The sequence below is a fragment of the Paractinoplanes ovalisporus genome (assembly GCF_016834655.1).
Classification (GTDB): Bacteria; Actinomycetota; Actinomycetes; order Mycobacteriales; family Micromonosporaceae; genus Actinoplanes; species Actinoplanes ovalisporus.
The window spans coordinates 548,918-567,335 of record NZ_JAENHP010000003.1 but is presented as its reverse complement, the minus strand read 5'-3'; the positions used below and the strand labels follow the sequence as shown (position 1 = coordinate 567,335).

Below are 18,418 nucleotides of genomic sequence, written 5' to 3'. Positions count from 1 at the left end.
CGTCCCTGAGGAGCCGTTTCCGTGGCCGTTTCCGTTTTCGACCTGTTCTCGGTAGGCATCGGACCGTCCAGCTCACACACGGTCGGACCGATGCGCGCCGCCCGCATGTTCTCGGAGCTGCTCGACGGCCGGGCCGCCCTGGTGCGGGCCGAGCTGTTCGGCTCGCTCGGCGCGACCGGGCACGGGCACGGAACCCCCAAGGCGGTGCTGCTCGGGCTCGAGGGCGCCGAACCGGAGACGGTCGACGTCTCGACCGCCGACGAGCGGGCCGCGGCGATCCACGAGCGGGGTGGTTTCGCCCGCGGCGGGTCGATCGTCCAGGTCGACCTCGTGCTGCACCGGCGGCGCACCCTCCCCGGGCATCCCAACGGCATGACCTTCACCGCGTACGACGGCGCCGGCGCGGAGATCCTGCGGAAGACGTACTACTCGGTGGGCGGCGGATTCGTGCTCGACGAGTCGGGCCTGGTGCGGGCCGACACGACGCCGCTGCCGCACCCGTTCTCCAGCGGCGCCGACCTGCTCGGCCTGACCTCGTCCACCGGACTGTCGATCTCACGGCTGATGCTGGTCAACGAGTCGGCGTGGCGGGCGCCGGCCGAGACCCGGGCCGGGCTCCTGGAGATCTGGCGGGTCATGCGGGACTGTGTGGCGGCCGGGCTCGAGGCCGAGGGTGTGCTGCCCGGCGGCCTCAAGGTGCGCCGGCGGGCGGCGGCCACGGCCCGCCAGCTGCGGGCGGCCGGCAAGCCGGTCGAACACTCGATGGAGTGGCTGACCGCGTACGCGATGGCCGTGAACGAGGAGAACGCGGCGGGCGGCCGGGTCGTCACGGCGCCGACCAACGGCGCGGCCGGCATCATCCCGGCGGTTCTGCACTATTACACGAACTTCGTCCCCGGCGCCGACGACGAGGGCGTGGTCCGGTTCCTGCTGGCGGCCGGGGCGATCGGCCTGCTCTTCAAGGAGAACGCCTCGATCTCCGGCGCCGAGGTGGGCTGCCAGGGCGAGGTGGGTTCGGCGTGCGCGATGGCCGCGGCCGGGCTGGCCGAGGTGCTGGGCGGCACACCCGAGCAGGTGGAGAATGCGGCCGAGATCGGCATGGAGCACAACCTGGGCCTGACCTGCGATCCGGTGGGCGGCCTGGTGCAGATCCCGTGCATCGAGCGCAACGGCATGGCCGCGGTCAAGGCGGTCACGGCGGCCCGGATGGCCCTGCGCGGCGACGGCCGCCACCACGTCTCCCTCGACAAGGTCATCAAGACCATGAAGGAGACCGGGGCCGACATGAAGGTCAAGTACAAGGAGACGGCGCGGGGCGGCCTGGCCGTCAACGTCATCGAATGCTGACCATTTGTTCGTGACCCGAACATCACCGCGGGTGGTCGAGGTTGATTCCGTTTGCCAGGATCTTCGCGTGCCCCGCTCCCGGTCCGTCCCGCGCCCGCGTGATGCCACCGGTTTGCCCTGGTGGCGCCGCCTCCGATCCGGCGCCCCTTCGATCCCCGCCGCTTCCTCGCCCTCCCGTGCTTCCTCGCCCTCCCGCGCTTCTCTGTCCTCCGCCTCGCCGGGCCGGGGTTCGCGCTGGCGGGCGCGGTTGCGGCTGCCGCTGGTGCTGGTCGTGGGGCTGGGCCTGGCCGCGATCGGTCTGCACGGGCGCTTTCCCGATCCGCGTGACTTCCTGGGCGCGTTCACCGGCGCCAACTACTGGTGGGTCGCCCTGGCGGCCGCGCTGCAGGTGGTCTCGCTGGCCGCTTTCGCCGGGCAGCAGAGACAGATCCTGAGAGCTTTCGGCGTACGCGTGAGCGCCGGTTACGCCATGGCGGTCACCCTGGCCCGCACCGCCATCTCCATCTCGATGCCGGTGGGCTCCGCGGTCTCGGCCGGATACGCGGGCCGGCAATACCTGCGCACGGGCGCCTCCAAGGAGACCACGGCCGCCTCGCTGATCGTCTCCGGTCTGGCCTCGATCGGCGGCCTGGCCCTGCTCTACCTGGTCGGGGCGGCCGCCCTGCTGACCCGCGACCCTCACTTGCTGGCCGGAGCGCAGCCGCTCGCGGTGGTCGGCGGCCTGATCGTCCTCACCGCGGCGGCGGCCGTCGGGGGCCGCCGCCTGATGCGCCGCCCCGCCGGCCCGTCCCGTCCGCGCTCCGACGGCCGGGCCGCCGCGTGGTTCCGCCGCCTGCTGAGCTCGGCCCGCGAGGCCTGGCAGGCGGGCGCCGCCCTGCGGGCCCGGGAGTGGATCGTCGGCGCCCTCTACTACGCGGTCAACTGGCTGACCGACCTGCTCTGCCTGGTCGCGACGTGTCACGCGGTCGGCCTGCCGGTGGGCCTGACCACGCTGGCCGGCATCTACCTGGGCGTGCAGATCGTGCGCCAGGTCCCCCTGACCCCCGGCGGCGTCGGCGTGATCGACACGGCCCTGGTCGCCGGCCTGACCGCCGCCGGAGCCACCACAGCCACCGCCGCCGCGGCGGTCGTCGTCTACCGCCTCATCTCCTGCTGGCTGCTCCTGCCCGCCGGCGGGGCGGCCGCCCTCTGGCTACGCCGCGACCCAGCCCCCGTTGCCCCCTGACGGCCGCGCCCGACGTCCGTTCCGCGGCCGCGCCCGACGTCCGTTCCGTGGCCGCGCCCGACGTCCGTTCCGTGGCCGCGCCCGTCCTCCGCGTTCTGCGGCCGTGCCTGGCTTTGCGCTGGTCGGGTCGGGGGTTACGGCTGTTTGCGGCGGCGGTGGGCGGCCTTGAGATGGGACTTGTCGGGGCGGGGCATGCCGCCCATGCGCAGCAGGACGCCGCGGCGGGTCTCGGCGGCCACTCGGGTCTGGGGGTGGGTGGCGCCGAGCTTGGTCACCAGGCGGTCGACCGTGTCGTCGAGGAGTTTGCGGGCGGGGAGCAGGGCACCGGCGGCGACCAGGGCCCGGGCCAGCTCGTGGGCGCAGCGCAGCGTGTCGGGGTGGTCGGGGCCGAGCAGCTCGCTCCAGCCGCCGTGCAGTTCGGCTGCGATGGTGCGGGCCGGGCGGGCCTTGCCGCGGTGCAGCAGGCTCACCACCAGCCGGCAGGCGGCGCGGCGCAGGGCCGGGTCGGCACTGTGGGCGGCGTCGGAGGCGATCAGGTGCGGGGCGAGCGCGGCCCAGCGCGGCCACGACGACGGCGCGGCCACGTCGTCGGGCACGGCCGCGGCGACCAGCAGGCCCGCGTAGGACCGGCACACGCCCGAAGCCTCGTCGCCGAGCTCTTCCCGTACGGCGTCACGCACCGGCTCGGGCAACCGCAGCCCCTGGGTGCTGCGCTGGGCCAGGCCGGGCTCGACCAGGGCCGCGACCAGGCCGTTGAACTGCAGCGGCGCCACCCCGCCGAGCGGCCGCGGCAGAAGCGGCAGCGACCGGGTGAAGACGTCGACCGGAACCGGCGCCGCATGCAGGACGGCGCAGAGGCACAGAAGCTGCGCGGCCGCCGGATGCTGGTCGCTCAACGTCGCGAGGGCACCCTCGATGTCGTCGGGCACCTCGGCCGGAGGTCGCTGCCGGGGCAACTCGGGCGCGGCCGGCCGCAGTGTCACGGGCGCTCCGGCGCGCGGCAGCTCATCGCCGCCCGACCGCGGAGCCGGCACGCCAGGCACCAACCCCTCGCTACGGGGCGTGGCGGCGCTCGGAGCTGGGGAGCCGGGTAGGTCCGCCGGCGGCGCCGGGATGCCGGGTGGGGCGGCGACGGTGGACTCGGGCCGGGCGGGTGGAGCGGAGTCGGGCGCCCCCATGACGGCAACCTCCTCGAGAGCGACGGGATGCGCGTACGACATGGGTTATAGCCGCCCCGCCGAAGGGGTGCGGCCCTGCGGGCGTACGTGGGAAGGCTCTTGAGAATCGGCTCGGGGCGGACACTTCCGCTGGTGGGGGACTCGACGTGGAAGATCGCGGGGGAGACGGGCCCTGCGGGAGGCGGCACTGGCGTGCGGGGTGCGGGCGCGTGCATCAGCCGAACGAGTGACGGTTGCGGGGTGTGGGGACGCGGCGAGGCATCGGCGTTCATGCCCGGGGACGGTAGCGCCATCGCCCGATCTTGGGACGGTTATCCACAATTGGCCGAGCTCGATGCGAGTTATCCACAGGGGACTTCCCATCGAGGGTTGCTGATGGTTACGTGTGCGCATGAGACGGACCGGCGCCTTCATCGCACTGTTGGTCGCCGCCATGGTCGGGGCCTCGGCAACCCCGGCCGGCGCGGCGGCACCCTCGCACCGATACCAGTTCCTCGATCCGGGCGGGCCGCCCCGGCTCACCGAGACCGTGCCGGTGAACGTGGTCTTCGTGGGCTACGAGCCGGGCGCGGTCGGAAAGGCGGCCTTCTCGGGCGAGCTGGCCCGGAAGTACGAACCGGTGGTGCGCTCGCGTCTGACCTACGACGTGGTCGAGAAGCTCGGCATCACCTACAAATACAATTACCGCCTCAAATACGCCGACAAGACGTACGAGGACAGGTTCTTCAAGCAGCTGTCGAAACTGGCGAAGCCGGCGCCGCTCACGCAGTACCAGACGGCGTACAACGCGCAGGCCGGCGCCGTCCTCGACATCACGGCCAACCACACCATCGACGCGCCCAGCGTCGAGAAATACCTGGCGTTCCACCCGCCGTCCGGCGTGGACACGCGGCGCAACACGGTCTACTTCATCAACTGGTACGGCCGGTCCGACTTCAAGTTCCACGTCTACACCAAGACCGGCGAGCCCGACCCCGACACCGGCTACGACTTCGGCGCCAACCGCGACAGCCGCAAGATGATCGCGTGGGGCGGCACGACGGCCGACGACGAGGAGACCGGTCTCGGCTCGACCCGCCGGGTCTGGTTCCACGACCTGTCGGCCGGCCCGGAGTCGTGGACGGCGAACTACGACGTGACCAACGCCGATGTCGACGGCGACGGCGAGGCCGACTACCGCATGCCGCCGATCTGGGAATACACGGCCGGCGGCTTCCGGGCGCCGGGTGCTCTCGCCGGCGATCTCGGCAAGATCACCCGCTTCGTGGCGATGAACCTGCTGATGACGACCTCGCCGCTCTACCCGGTCGAGCTGCCGACGGCCGAGCCGCCGCGATCCATCAACATCGACAGCAACACGTACGAGGGGTGGCCCGGTGTCGACGCCTCGGCCAAGTACACCAAGCCCAAGCTCGTCGTGCAGGAGCTGTCCGAGCTGCGCTGGCGCAACAAGCTCGACTACGACAACCAGGACTTCGCCCTCGACGCCAAGAACCGCGAGTGCTACGACGGGTTCGAGGCCGGGGTGGCGTGCTACCCCGAGAGCGGCCTGCCGGCCGACGCGAACCTGTTCCTCTACAACCGCGACAACCTCGACCGCACCAAGGACGACGGCAACAAGGTCGACTACGAGCTGCCGGTCTTCAACTACGTGCTGCCGCCCGACGTCGACCCGTCGCTGCTGGGTTACGCCGACGACGACTGGGCCACCGGCAACCAGTCCTACGTGTTCAACTTCCTGTCGCAGAGCATCGTCGAGAGCGGCTATGGCCTGAGCACCACGACGATCCACGAGGTGGGCCACCACCTGGGCATGTCACACCCGCACGACGGTTACGACAGCGAGACCGGCGTCGACTACGGGCCCAGCGGTGACACGTTATTCGCGTGGTCGGGCGACGAGAGCAACTCGATGATGAGCTACATCGACGTCAACTGGGACTTCTCGCAGTTCGACCGGGACAACAGCGATCGCTTCCTGACCGCCGCCTACTGGGAGGCCGCGAACCGCCTGGCCGCCACCATCCCGAACGGCAAGGCCCGCGGTGACCTGGCCGCCGCCGACGCCCGGCTGGGCCTGGCCAAGGCGGCGTTCGCCAAGCACGAATACCGGGTCGCGTACGCCCTGGCCGAGGCGGCCTACTACAAGGTGTTCGGCGCGGCCAAGAAGACCGGCGTCGACCCGTCGTCGGCCGCCAGGGCGATGGCCGCGGAGGCCACCGCCGAGCGCGCCAAGGCCGACGTCAAGAGCCCGCACGAGTTCATCGACACCCTCGACCCGCAGGGCCCACGGGCCCAGCCCTGACGACAGCAGACCGCCGCGCCCACCAACCCGGGCGCGGCGGCCGTCGTGTCAGGACGTGCCCTTGATCTCGCCGTTGACGAAGTCGATCACGTAGAACGTGCGGCCCCGGGTGTCGCCGGTGACGCCGTGGAAGTCGCGGTCGCCCGCGTCCCGGACGGGAATTTCCTGCTGGGTCCGGTCACCGCGGGCGTCGAGCGCGACCAGCGTGATCACGAAGTGGAACGTGACATCGAGATTGTCGCCGTCGAGGTAGGCGTTGAAACTGCGGGTCTCGCTCGCGGGAATGTTGAGCGGGTCCGCCGCGAAATAGGAGCCCTGTTGCTGGATCTCCACGGCTTCCGGCGAGATCTCGCAGCCGTCGGCGCCGCATTCCAGCACACCGGCCGGTCGGTCACGCGACATGTCGAAGTGCAGCGTGGTGTCGCGCCCACCCCCGGACTCGTCGCCGGCCCACGCGGCGAACTCCACCTTCTCCCGCCTGGTCACCTGAGCCCAGACGCCGGTGACGGTCACGGGCTCGCTCTGCCGGTTGATGACGGTCAGCGTGATCATGCGGGACCCGGGTACCGCGCCGCGGTCGCGCAGATGCCGGTCGAGGCGGTCGTAGTAGTCCTCGACCACCGCGGGCTTCGGCTGCATCACGGGCTGCCCGTCGGTCAGGCGCGCGAGCCCGGGATCCTGCCGGAAGTAGTAGGCGCCCGCACCCCACACCTGCCCGACCATGCGGACCTCGGGCTGGGTGGCTTTCGCGACCCGGTTCGACAGGTATGTCGTGGTAACGGTCGCGGCGATGCCCAGGAAGAACGCCAGCGCGGCCGTGGCCGCCTTGCCGAGCGCGGACCGCCACAGCGGCGGCCTGTCGACAAGTGGCGTGGCCGGCTCGGTCACGGCCGGTCGCCGCTCGCCGTAGCGCTGTTTCCGTCGAGCCCTGCCCGCCATGGTCAACCTCCGCGGTCTCCCTGCGAGGCTCGCACGTATTCGTTCCCGGGCCGTCCTACTTTCGGACGAGCCGTTCCGCTGACGGGGGCGGGTAAACACGTTCGTGCCGGTCCAATGTGTTCCGGTAGGCGCCGCCGATCACAACCCCGCACAGCCGCTGCGCGTCGTCGACGCCCTCAGGTGAGTGGGCGGGATACGGAAGCCGCGGGCATGCGGCAAGCGGCCGCCGCCACGGGGTGCGACACGGGACCGTGAGGTTGAACGGCGCCCCGGCCAGGCACCGCGACCGGCATGCGCGCGCGTCGGCGATGGCGGCGAGCGGCCCCCGGCCGTCGGCGTCCAGAATCGTCCAGACTTTGACCGCGGCGGGCGGGCGGGGGTGAGACTCGACGGGTAGCGCGTCGCCGGTCGCGGGGGCTGGGAGCCCCGGAACCCGGCGGGTGGCGGGCGAATGGCCACGGGGGTCAGGGAGCCCCAGAACCCTGACTGGCCGCGGACGGACCGGCCTCGCGCCATTCTTTCGCCCCGGTGCGGGGCTGGTCCCCCACCGCGGTGAGGCGTGCGTCGACCTCGGCCGCCTCGATGGGCAGGCCCAGGTCGGTGTAGAGGGCCAAGGCCCGCTCGTAGTGGAACCGCGCCTGCTCGGTGTCGCCCAAGGCCTGATGGGAACGACCGATGCCGACTTCCGCGCGGGCCTGCTGGTGCGGGTTGCCGATGGCGGTGGCCAGGCGCAACGCGGCCGTGTGGTGGGTCAGGGCCTCGGCGTCGCGGCCGGAGACCCGTACGGCCTCGCCCAGGCCGTTCAGTGAAAAGGCCTGGTACAGGTCGTCGTCGGTGTTGCGGAAGATCTCCAGGGCCTCCAGGTGGCAGGCGACCGCCTGGTCGACCTCGCCGAGCCGGGTATGCATGAGGCCGAGGCTGTCGAGGGCGCCGCCCGCTCCGGAGATGTTGCCGATCTGGCGGTGCATCCGCAGGCCGTCGCGCAGGTGGTCGCCGGCCGCCCGGTAGTCGCCGGAGTGCAGGGCCAGGTCGCCGAGGCCGCTGCTGGCGTAACCGCCGCCCCACAGGTCGCCGGTCTCCAGGGCCAGGTCGAGGGACTGCTGGTAGTAGGCGGCCGACTCGTCGTACCGTCCGGCCCGTTCCATCGTGGCGCCCAGGCCGGCCAGGTCGCCGACCTCGCCGATCTTGTTGCCGGCTGCGCGGTCGAGGGCCAGGGACCGGAGTTTGTGGTCGATCGCGGCCGGATAGTTGCCCTTCTTCTCGGCCAGGCGGCCCAGGTTGAACAAGACCGTCGACTCGCCGGTGGTGTCGTCCAGCCGCTGGAAGATGACGAGCGCCTGGCGCAGGTGGTCCTCGGCCTGGTCGGGGCGTGCGACCTGCCCCTCCAGATCGCCGAGCCCGGTCAGCGCGAACGCCTGCGCCTCGAGGTCGCCGGCCGAGCGGGCTGCCCGTAGCGCGTGGTTGTAGACGGTGAGCGCGTCCTCCTGGTGGCCGCTGCCGAAGTAGCGGGCCAGCGTGCGGACGAGCAGGCTGGTATGGCCGGGCCAGCCCTGATCCGCGGTGTGTGCGGCCACCGCGACCAGCGTCGGGCGCTCGGCGTCGAGCCAGGCCAGGGCCGACCCGGTGTCGCCGAGCTCGGGAACCGGCGAGCCGGCCTCGGGGATGCGCGCCCGCAACTCCGTGAACTCGACCGGGTGCAGGCGGTCCATGGCGGCCGCGGCGGTGGCCAGGCACCAGTCGAAGAACCGGGTGAGCGCCGCGGTCCGGTCCGAGCGGCGGTCCTGGTCGTGGGCGCGGGATGTGGCGAAGGCCCGGACCAGGTCGTGCAGCGTGTACCGGCCGGGGATCGGTTCCTGCACCAGGTGGTCGGCGCGCAGCGCGTCGAGCCGTTCCCGGGTGGCGGCCAAGGCGGCGCCGTCCAGGGCGGCCATCGCGTACGCGTCGAAGTCCTGCCCCGGGTGCAGGGCGGCCAGGCGCAGCACCCGCTGCTGAGCGGCCGGCAGATGACGGTAGGACAGCTCCAGGGCCAGTTCCACGCCGGAGTCGAGGCGGAGTTCGCGGAGCCGTTCGTCGAGGCGGTCGGCGTGGTCGGTCAGGTTCCAACCGGGCGTGTTGCGGATGTGCCCGGCGATCAGGCCCAGCGCGAGCGGCAGGTGACCGCAACTGCGGGCGATCTGAGCGAGGGCCAGCGGCTCGGGACCGACCGGCACGTCCGGCAGCGCTCGGGCCAGGAACGCGATGGCCTCGTCGGGGGTGAAGACGTCGACCGCCAGGTGGGTCACCTCCGGCAGGCCGTCGAGCCGTCGCCGGCTGGTGATCAGGGTGACGACGCCGGGGGCGTGCGGGAGCAGCGGACGCACCTGTCCGGCGTCGGCGGCGTTGTCGAGCACGATCAGGGCCCGTACGCGGGAAAGCCGTTGCCGGTAGGCCTCGGTGAGCGCGGGCAGGCCGTGCGGGACGCGGTGCCCGGGCACGCCGAGCAGCCGCAGGAAGCCGTCGAGCACCGCCGCCGGATCGGCCGGGGGCTGCGCCGGATCGGGATGGAAGCCGCGCAGGTTCACGAACAGGACATGCTCGAACGGTTCGCGGGCGAGGAGCCGGTGCGCGGCGTGCACGGCCAGCTGGGTCTTACCGACCCCGGCCATGCCCTCGATCGCCGAGATGACGAACGCGCCGCCGCTGACACCGAGCGTGTCCAGCTCACCGGCCCGTCCGGTGAAGTCGGCCAGGTCGGGCGGGAGACTGCCCTGCACCCGCACCTGCGACACCGCCTCGATCTCGCCGGCCGTCACGCGCAGCGCCTGGCGCCACGCGTCGACATAGCCGTCATCGGGGTGCAGGGCCCGCACGATCGCCAGCACCAGATCGGTGTTCAGGCGCCGCCGCCCGGTCACGAAGGCGTTGGCCAGGGTGGACCGCGGGGTCAGTTCGGCCGGCGGGCGGCCCTCGGCGGTCCAGGCCGCGTTCACCCTTTCCTTGAGCGTCTCGTACGAGGGATCGCCGGCCCACCGCTTGAGCAGCCGCAGACTTTCCACCAGCTCGTCGACCGACCTGGCGCCGGCCGGATCGGGCAGCTCCATCAGGGACATCAGCCGCTCCCGGGAAATGGGTCAGAAGATCGAAGACTAGGGGAATCGCCGGTAACACGTCCGACATCCGCGGCCGAAGTGAGGGCCATCTAACGACGCGTTGTTCCGGATGAAACTCCGCCGAAACCGCGGATTGGCTGACTGGGGTCCATCACCAGCCGCCCGACCTGGGCGGACGGGCCGGTGGAGGGGTTCGCCATGCCGGAACGGTACGTGTTGGTGCGCTGGCCGGACGGCGTGGCGCAACGGATCTACTCACCCTCGACAGTGGTCGAGGACTTCTTCTCGGCGGGGCAGCGGATTCCGGTCGGCGAGTTCGTCGCGACCAGCCGGAAGGCCCTGACCGAAGCCAGCGAGCGGGTGCGTCAGACGTACGGCTTCCCGTGCGGAAACGCCGCCCGCAGCCTCGCCCTGGTCGAGGCCCGGGCCGCCGCGCAACCTTCCGGCGACGTGTTCGTGGAGGGGATCGAGTCATGAGCACCCAACACGTGGGCGTGGCGGTGATCGGGGGCGGGCAGGCCGGCCTGAGCATGAGCTGGTTTCTGCGGCAGCGCGGCGCCGACCACGTGGTGTTCGAGCGGGACCGGGTCGGCCACGAGTGGCGCGACCGCCGCTGGGACTCGTTCTGCCTGGTCACGCCGAACTGGCAGTGCCGCCTCCCGGGCTGGTCCTACAGCGGCGACGACCCGGACGGGTTCATGACCGGGGCCGAGGTGGTCACCTTCCTGGAGAAGTACGCGGCCGGCTTCGACCCGCCGGTGCGCGAAGGGGTCGAGGTGACTCGTCTCCGCCGTACGGGAAATGTCTTTGAACTGGTCTCGAGCGACGGCCGGATCACCGCCGACCAGGTGGTGATCGCGACGGGTGGCTACCACCGGCCCGCGATGCCGCGCCTGGCCGAGAAGTTCCCGCCGCACATCGCGCAGGTGCACTCGTCGCAGTACCGCAACCCGGGGCAGCTGCCGGACGGCGAGGTGCTGGTCGTCGGGACCGGGCAGTCGGGATGCCAGATCGCGGAGGACCTGCACCTCGCCGGGCGCCGCGTGCATCTCGCGGTGGGGAGTGCGCCGCGGGCGGCCCGCCGCTATCGGGGGCGCGACACGCTGGCCTGGCTCGAGGAGATGGGCCACTACGACAAGAGCGTGCACGAGTTCGGCGACGCGGACGAGGTGCGTCTGCGGGCCAACCACTACATGACCGGACGCGGGGGCGGGCGCGACATCGATCTGCGGCGGTTCGCGACCGAGGGGATGAGGCTGTACGGGCGCCTGCTCTCGGTCGATTCGGCGGTGGTGTTCGGGGACGACCTCGGACGCAACCTCGACAACGCGGACGCCGTGGCCGAGGGCATCAAGGACGCCATCGACGCGTATATCGCGCGGAGCGGCATCGAAGCGCCGACGGAGGAACGGTACGAGCCGGTGTGGACGCCCGGCGTATCCGAACCCCTGCGTCTCGAGAACATCAGCGCGGTCGTCTGGGCGACCGGCTTCCACCGCGATCACCGTTGGATAGAGGTGCCGGTCTTCGACGGCCGTGGCTATCCGACCCACGACCGCGGCGTCACCAGCTGCCCGGGGCTGTACTTCCTCGGGTTGCCGTGGCAGCACACGTGGGGGTCGGGACGGTTCGCCGGGGTGGCCCGCGACGCCGAGCACCTGGCGGATCAGATCACGCGGGCCCGGCGCTTGCAGGCGGCCGAGGGCGTGAGCTGGCTGGCCGGCACGCCGACCGAGACCTACCCGGATCTGGAGTGGGCGGCATGACTGACTGCACCGGAGTGAGCGAAGCGATCGTAGGGCCAGGAAGGCAAGCCACAGGAGATTCAGCATGACGTCTGACGCTCACCGGCACCTCGGCGTTCTTCCGGCGTATCCGTTCTATGGCGGGCCGCCGGTCAACCCGGACGTGACGGCCCGGGCCACGATCGACGGGCTGCTCAAGGATCTCGACCGCGAGGGCACGGAACGCGCGCTGATCCTGCCCAACTACGGCGTACCGGATCCCGACGTGGCGTTCGGCTTCAACGACCTGGTCGTCGAGGCCGCGCAGAAGGACGACCGGATCCGGTGCGGCTTGTGGGTGAGCGCCCAGGCCGGCGACGCCGAGCGGACGAAACGGGCGCTGAAACTCGCGGGCGAACCCGGCGTACGGGCCCTGAAGATCAGTTTCCTGCTGGGCGGCAGCATCGACGACCCGGGACTGGAACCGATCTTCGCCGCCGCCCGTGAGCACGACCTGGTCGTCCACGTGCACACCTCGCCCGGCGCCGCCTCCGACATCGACCAGGTCGGGCAACTGGTCGACCGCCACGGCGACGACGTGAAGATCCACCTCGTCCACTTCGGGGGCGGGATGAGCGGCCACATCAAGCTCGTCGGCGGCCGCTTCTTCGACTGGATCGCGGCCGGCAAACAGGTCTACACCGATCTGTCGTGGGCGATCGGATTCGCCCCGCGTTGGCTGGCCCAGGAGATCGACCGGCGCGGCCTCGGCCACGACCGGGTGCTGTTCGCCAGCGACGAGCCGTGGGGCGACCACGCCGGCGAACTGGCCCGCCTCCAGGCGGCCGCCCCCGGACGCGAACTGTCCGACGCCGTCTTCCAGACCAACTTCTCGAAGCTCTACCACTAAGGAGATCAGCATGACCGACCTGACCGACCTCGAGCAGAAGAGCCTCAACGAGATCCCGCACCCGGCGCTGGCCGAGGGTTCCAGCATCTACGGCGGCACCAAGGTCTTCCCCGACTACAAAGCCGAGGAGGGGCAGAGCTACTTCACGCTCGTGCACGGCATCGCCCACGAGTCGTCGGTCAGCTTCGTCGCCGTCCTGCAGGCCACCCGGGCGCTGCGCAAGGGATTCGAGTCGGCTATCTACTTCTATGGCCCGGGTTCGCTGAACTGCCTGGCCACCCGCGGCTTCCCGACCACCGGCAACTCGGCCTTCCCGGGCGAGCACAACATCAACAACTCGCTCAAGACGTTCATGGCCGAGGGCGGCAAGGTCTACTGCTGCCGGTTCGGGCTGTCGCTGCACGGCGCCCGCGAGGAGGACCTGATCGAGGGCGTCATCCCGACGCACCCGCTGGACGTGCAGGACGCGCTCATCCACTACGCACGCAAGGGCGCGATCATCAACTCGACGTACATGTTCTGATGAGCATCGACGTTCGCGCGGACCTCGCCGTGCGCGGTGTGCGGGTGCCTACGCCCGTGCACCGCCCGGCGGGGGCCGGCCCCAGCGACGACGGGCACCTGGTGATCGACGGCGGCAACGCGGCCCTGCCGATCAACCCCCGGAGTCCGTACGAGGTGCGGGACAACAAGCTGTGGCTGGGCGAGTCGGACACCGGGCTCTCGCTGTCGGTCGTGCGCCGGCCCCGGTTCTACGACCTGTCCACGGCGGACGGGGTTCCGTACGAGAAGATCGCGCGTCTGCACGGTCGGGACGTGCTCGCGACGACGGTTGTGCAAACGTGCATCCGGTATGGGGAGGACCAGCGGTGCCGGTTCTGCACGATCGAGGAGTCGCTGCGCGCCGGGGCCACGGTCGCGGCCAAGACGCCGGCCCAGCTGGCCGAGGTGGCCGAGGCGGCGGTGCGGCTCGACGGCGTACGGCAGATGGTCATGACCACCGGCACGACGACCGGTCCGGATCGCGGGGCGCGCAACCTTGTGCGTTCGGTGCGCGCGGTGCTCGAACGGGTTCCCGGCCTGCCGATCCAGGTGCAGATCGAACCGCCGGGCGACCTGGCCGTCATCCGGGAGCTGCGCGACGCCGGGGCGGTGTCGATCGGCATCCACGCCGAGGCGCTCGACGACGACGTCCGGCTGCGCTGGATGCCCGGCAAGGGGTCGGTGCCGATGGCCGAGTACGAGGCGGCCTGGGACTATGCGGTCGAGGTGTTCGGGCGTAACCAGGTGTCGACCTATCTGCTGATCGGGCTCGGCGAGGATCCCGACGAGCTGGTCGAGGGCTGCCGCAAGTTGATCGCGCGGGGCGTCTATCCGTTCGTGGTGCCGTTCCGCCCGATGCCGGGCACCCTGGCTCGGCGCGACGGCATTCAAGGTCCACCCCCTTCCCTCGTACGGGATGTGTCCGCTCGCGTGGCGGCGCTGCTGCGCGAGGCGGGGATGCTCGGCGCCGACCAGGCCGCCGGTTGTGCCGCGTGCGGGGCGTGCGGCGTGTTGCAGGCGGCCGGCGGATGAGGGATCTGGTGCCGGCGCTGCTCGGGGCGCCGCGGTTTCTGATCGAACCTGCGCGAACGCGCAACGACTACCACCGGTTGCGGCAGCAAGTGTTCGTGCACGAACAGGGACTGTTCGCTTTGAGCGATCGCGACGATCGGGACGACGATCCGCGCACGATCGTGCTCGAAGCGCGCGATGCGAGCGGCGCGCTGCTCGGTGGCGTACGGCTGGGTCCGGCCACCGACGGTCCGGACATCGGCTGGTGGCAGGGCGGCCGCCTGGTGGTCGATCCGGCTGTCCGCGGCGCGCAACGGATCGGGCCGGCGCTCATTCGGGCGGCGTGCGCGGCGGCCGAACAGGCGGGCGCGTTGCGTTTCGACGCGACCGTGCAGGTCCGGTTCCGGCGCATGTTCGAACGGCTGGGCTGGCTGTCGATCCGGCCGGTGACCGTGGCCGGGCAGCCCCACCACCTGATGCGGTGGCCGATCGGGCGGATCGCGGCTCTCGCGGCGGCGACCAAGAACCCGCTCGGCGGGCTGCTCGACGGCCTCAACCCGGGCGGCGCGGGGTTCGTCGGGGACGACGGCGCCCCCGTACCGGGAAGCGACCTGATCGCCGCGTGCGACGCGATCCTGCCGTCGATGGTCGAGCGCGACCCGCACTGGGCCGGATGGTGCGCGGTGCTCGTCAATGTGAACGACCTGGCGGCCATGGGCGCCGCACCTGTCGGGCTGCTCAACGCGGTCGGGGCGCGCGACGCGACGGCCGCGGCGAAGATCCTGAGTGGGCTGCGGGAGGCGGCGACCGCGTACGGGATCCCGATTCTCGGCGGACACACCCAGCTCGGCGTCCCGGCGGCGCTGTCGGCGACCGCGCTGGGACGGACCGCGCGGCCGGTTCCGGGCGGCGGTGGACGGCCCGGTCATCGCGTCCGGCTCACGGCCGACCTCGGTGGCGGCTGGCGGCCCGGCTATCAGGGACGGCAGTGGGATTCGACCTCCTGGCGGCAACCGGATGAGCTCCGGCAGATGCAGGAGTTCGTGGCCGCGTCGGGACCGGCGGCGGCCAAGGATGTGTCGATGGCCGGGATCGCCGGGACGCTCGGCATGCTGGCCGAGGCCGGCGGCTGCGGGGCCGTGCTGGACGTGGCGTCGGTTCCCCGGCCCGCGGCGGCGACCATGGGGGACTGGCTCACCTGTTTCCCCGGGTTCGCGATGCTCACGGCCGGACCGCAACGACCCGCGCCGGCCGGACCGGCCGTCACCGCCGAGTGCGGCGAACTGGTCGCCGGTCGCGGGGTCGGCCTGCGCTGGCCCGACGGAGAGATCACACCCGCCGTTTCCGGTGGGGTCACAGGGATGGGGGCTGCGGCATGATCAGAGTGGCGGCGGTCGCGGAGGCCTTCGACCGCGACCTCGACGAGGACTTCCACCGCATCGAGAAGCTGATCGCGGCGGCGCGGACCGACGGCGTACGGCTGCTGGCTCTTCCCGAAGCGTGTCTCGGGGGCTATCTGGCCGACCTCAACGGCAAGGCCGAACAACCGCCGGCGCTGCGCCTGGACGGGCCGGAGATCGGGCGGCTCATCGAGCTTGCGGGCGACATGGTGGTGTGCGCGGGCTACTGCGAGGCCGGCGGCGACGGCGCCCGCTACAACAGCGTGGTCTGCGTCGGCGAGGGGCGCGTGCTCGGCAACCACCGCAAGGTGCACCAGCCGCTGCGCGAGGACGCCAGCTACTCGTCGGGTGACTCGTTCACGGCGTTCGACACGCCGGTGGGGCGGATCGGGCTGATGATCTGCTACGACAAGGCGTTCCCGGAGTCGGCGCGCACCCTGGCGCTGGACGGCGCGGAGATCATCGTCTGCGTCTCGGCCTGGCCCGGATCCCGTACGAACGCACCCGCCGACCTCGCCGAGGACCGCTGGACCCGCCGGTTCGACCTGTTCGACCGCGCCCGCGCCCTCGAGAACCAGGTGGTGTGGCTGTCGGCCAACCAGTCCGGGACGTTCGGCTCGCTCCGGTTCGTGTGCAGCGCCAAGATCGTCGACCCGGGCGGGGACGTGCTCGCCACCACCGGCTGCGAACCCGGCATGGCGGTGGCCACGGTGGACGTCGCCGGTTCGCTCGCGGCCGCCCGCCGCTACATGGGTCACCTGCGCGACCGCCGACCGGCCGCCTACATCTGATGGCCGGCACCAGGATCGCGGCCGCGGCGGCGCACTTCGGGCGGGACCTCGAGCACGACCTCGGCCGCATCGGCAAGCTGATCGGCGACGCCCGCGCGGCCGGGGCCGGGCTGCTCGTGCTGCCCGACGCCGCGCTCGGCGGTTACCTGGCCGACCTGCGCCACCCTGACCCGTCCGCGTTCCCGCCCGCCCTCAAACCGGACGACCCGATCTTCGAGCAGATCGGCGCGGCCGCGCGCGACATGGTGGTCTGCGTCGGTTTCTGCGAGGCCGACGGCGACGACCGCTACAACGCGGCGGTCTGCCTCACCGGCGACGGCGTGCTCGGCCGGCATCGCAAGGTGCACCTGCCCGCGGCCGAGGGCGTCGCCTATCGGGCCGGGGACCGGTTCGCGGCCTTCGACACGCCGATCGGCCGGATCGGCATGCTGATCGACTACGACAAGACGTTCCCCGAGTCGGCGCGGAGCCTGGCCCGGGACGGCGCCGAGATCGTGGCCTGCCTGTCGGCGTGGCCGGCCAGCATCACCAACGCCGCCCCGAAGATGTCGCAGGACCGCCAGTCGCGGCTGTTCGACCTCTACGACTGTGCCCGGGCGGCCGAGAACCAGGTGGTTGTCGTGTCGTCCAACCAGACCGGGGCGGCCGGCGGCATGCGCTTCCTCGGGCAGGCCAAGGTGGTCGGGCCGGCGGGCAACGTCCTGGCCCGTACGTGGGCGAAAGCGGGATTGGCGGTGGCCGAGCTGGACGTGCAGGGGGAGATCGCGAGCGCGCGCCGGGTGCTGAGCCACCTACGTGAGCTGCGGCCGGAGGTGTATCGGTGAGAATCGCGCTGCTGACCTATTCGACCCGGCCCCGGGGCGGGGTGGTGCATACGCTCGCGCTGGCCGAGGCGCTCGTCGAGCTGGGTCACGACGTCGACGTGTGGACGCTCGCCCGGGGCGGATTCTTCCGGGAGGTGGATTCGCGTATTCGCCTCCACCCGGTTCCGTTCCCGGATATTCCGGGCGAGACGGTCGGCGCGCGCATCCTGCGGTCGATCGCCCTGCTGCGGGAGGCTTTCGACCCTTTCCCGTACGACGTCGTGCACGCCCAGGACTGCATCAGCGCGAACGCCGTCGACCGTTGTGTTCGCACCGTGCATCACATCGATCAGTTCACGACACCCGAACTGGCCGCTTGTCACGAACGTGCACTGCGACGCCCGTACGCGCACATCTGTGTCTCCTCGGCCGTGGCTTCCGAACTGCACGCGGGGTGGGGCATCCCGGCCACGGTCATTCCGAACGGCGTCGACTATGCGCGTTTCGCCTCGGCCGAACCGGCGGTGCGCGACGAACCGTATGTTCTGTCCGTCGGGGGCATCGAACCGCGCAAGGGTTCGCTCGACCTGCTGCGCGCCTACGCCCTGATGGACACCCCGCACCGGCTGGTCATCGCGGGCGGCGAGACGCTGTTCGACTACCGCGCATACCGCTCGTCCTGGGATGCCATGGCTCGCACGCTTCCGGTCGCCCCCGAGGTGCTGGGACCGGTTGACCACTCCTTCCTGCCCTCGCTGGTGGCGGGCGCGGCGGCGTTCGCTTTCCCGTCCACCAAGGAGGGCTTCGGGCTGGCGGCGATGGAGGCCCTGGCCGCCGGGGTGCCGGTCGTGGTGCGCGACCTGCCCGTGCTGCGCGAGGTGTTCGGTTCGGCCGTCCTCTACGGTCATGACCCGGCCTCGCTGGCTTCGGCGCTCACCCGGGCGGTCAAAGAGCCTTCCCCCGTACGGCGTGAGGCCGGTCGCGCCCTGGCCGCCGCCCACACCTGGGAGTCGGCGGCCCGTCGTCACGTGGAGTTCTACGCGTCGCTCCCGAAGTGAGTCTTTGGCGTCGCTCCCGGGTTGATCTTTTGGCGTCGCTCCCGGAATGACCCGTCGGTCCGGCCGGTAGTGAAGTGGCGGCGGCTGTCGTCTAC

Annotated in this window: 15 protein-coding genes; 12 read left to right on the top strand and 3 right to left on the bottom strand. The window is 71.7% G+C overall.

Going from position 1 to position 18,418, the window contains the following annotated elements; translation table 11 throughout:
* The first annotated feature begins 21 nt into the window (after positions 1-21).
* Positions 22-1,347: an L-serine ammonia-lyase gene (locus tag JIG36_RS12910; protein ID WP_203376348.1), complete on the top strand. Its 1,326-nt coding sequence runs from the start codon at positions 22-24 to the stop codon at positions 1,345-1,347.
* A gap of 247 nt (positions 1,348-1,594) precedes the next feature.
* Positions 1,595-2,572 carry a lysylphosphatidylglycerol synthase transmembrane domain-containing protein gene (locus JIG36_RS12905; protein ID WP_236046680.1) on the top strand — a complete coding sequence of 326 codons (978 nt, stop codon included), beginning with the start codon at positions 1,595-1,597 and terminating at the stop codon, positions 2,570-2,572.
* Positions 2,573-2,706: 134 nt separating this feature from the next.
* Here JIG36_RS12905 and JIG36_RS12900 read toward each other — a convergent pair whose 3' ends face one another.
* Positions 2,707-3,555, bottom strand: coding sequence for a tetratricopeptide repeat protein (locus JIG36_RS12900; protein WP_203376347.1), 849 nt, complete (start codon positions 3,553-3,555; stop codon positions 2,707-2,709).
* Positions 3,556-4,141: 586 nt separating this feature from the next.
* Here JIG36_RS12900 and JIG36_RS12895 point away from each other — a divergent pair.
* A complete protein-coding gene (locus JIG36_RS12895) occupies positions 4,142-6,055 on the top strand; it encodes a zinc metalloprotease (protein WP_203376346.1) in 1,914 nt (637 codons plus the stop codon).
* Positions 6,056-6,103: 48 nt separating this feature from the next.
* Here the strand turns inward: JIG36_RS12895 and JIG36_RS12890 are convergent, their stop codons facing one another.
* Both JIG36_RS12890 and JIG36_RS12885 read right to left on the bottom strand, forming a co-directional pair.
* Positions 6,104-6,994 (bottom strand): hypothetical protein, encoded by an 891-nt coding sequence (locus JIG36_RS12890; RefSeq protein ID WP_203376345.1) that lies wholly within the window; start codon positions 6,992-6,994, stop codon positions 6,104-6,106.
* Between the two features lie 464 nt (positions 6,995-7,458).
* The gene (locus tag JIG36_RS12885) at positions 7,459-10,083 is read right to left on the bottom strand and encodes a tetratricopeptide repeat protein (protein WP_203376344.1); all 2,625 of its coding nucleotides are present in this window, start codon (positions 10,081-10,083) and stop codon (positions 7,459-7,461) included.
* A 198-nt stretch (positions 10,084-10,281) separates the two neighbouring features.
* Here JIG36_RS12885 and JIG36_RS12880 point away from each other — a divergent pair, with 198 nt between their 5' ends.
* From JIG36_RS12880 to JIG36_RS12840, 9 genes are all read left to right on the top strand, one after another.
* On the top strand, positions 10,282-10,560 hold the full coding sequence (locus tag JIG36_RS12880) for an MSMEG_0570 family nitrogen starvation response protein (RefSeq protein ID WP_203376343.1): 279 nt from the start codon (positions 10,282-10,284) through the stop codon (positions 10,558-10,560).
* Entirely contained in the window at positions 10,557-11,849 is a 1,293-nt protein-coding gene (locus tag JIG36_RS12875; protein WP_203376342.1) for an MSMEG_0569 family flavin-dependent oxidoreductase, read from the top strand. Before JIG36_RS12880 ends, JIG36_RS12875 begins: the two co-directional genes overlap by 4 nt.
* A gap of 64 nt (positions 11,850-11,913) precedes the next feature.
* On the top strand, positions 11,914-12,717 hold the full coding sequence (locus JIG36_RS12870; protein WP_203376341.1) for an amidohydrolase family protein: 804 nt from the start codon (positions 11,914-11,916) through the stop codon (positions 12,715-12,717).
* Between the two features lie 10 nt (positions 12,718-12,727).
* Complete coding sequence (locus JIG36_RS12865) at positions 12,728-13,240, top strand: MSMEG_0572/Sll0783 family nitrogen starvation response protein (protein ID WP_203376340.1); 513 nt, start codon at positions 12,728-12,730, stop codon at positions 13,238-13,240.
* Positions 13,240-14,292: an MSMEG_0568 family radical SAM protein gene (locus JIG36_RS12860; RefSeq protein WP_203376339.1), complete on the top strand. Its 1,053-nt coding sequence runs from the start codon at positions 13,240-13,242 to the stop codon at positions 14,290-14,292. Before JIG36_RS12865 ends, JIG36_RS12860 begins: the two co-directional genes overlap by 1 nt.
* Positions 14,289-15,650, top strand: a complete 1,362-nt coding sequence (locus tag JIG36_RS12855; protein WP_236046678.1) for an MSMEG_0567/sll0787 family protein — start codon at positions 14,289-14,291, stop codon at positions 15,648-15,650. The genes JIG36_RS12860 and JIG36_RS12855 overlap by 4 nt, the downstream gene beginning before the upstream one ends.
* Positions 15,647-16,462, top strand: a complete 816-nt coding sequence (locus JIG36_RS12850; protein ID WP_236046676.1) for a carbon-nitrogen hydrolase family protein — start codon at positions 15,647-15,649, stop codon at positions 16,460-16,462. The genes JIG36_RS12855 and JIG36_RS12850 overlap by 4 nt, the downstream gene beginning before the upstream one ends.
* A complete protein-coding gene (locus JIG36_RS12845; protein ID WP_203376337.1) occupies positions 16,462-17,286 on the top strand; it encodes a carbon-nitrogen hydrolase family protein in 825 nt (274 codons plus the stop codon). Before JIG36_RS12850 ends, JIG36_RS12845 begins: the two co-directional genes overlap by 1 nt.
* Positions 17,283-18,323 (top strand): MSMEG_0565 family glycosyltransferase, encoded by a 1,041-nt coding sequence (locus JIG36_RS12840; RefSeq protein ID WP_203376336.1) that lies wholly within the window; start codon positions 17,283-17,285, stop codon positions 18,321-18,323. The genes JIG36_RS12845 and JIG36_RS12840 overlap by 4 nt, the downstream gene beginning before the upstream one ends.
* Positions 18,324-18,418: the final 95 nt, after the last annotated feature.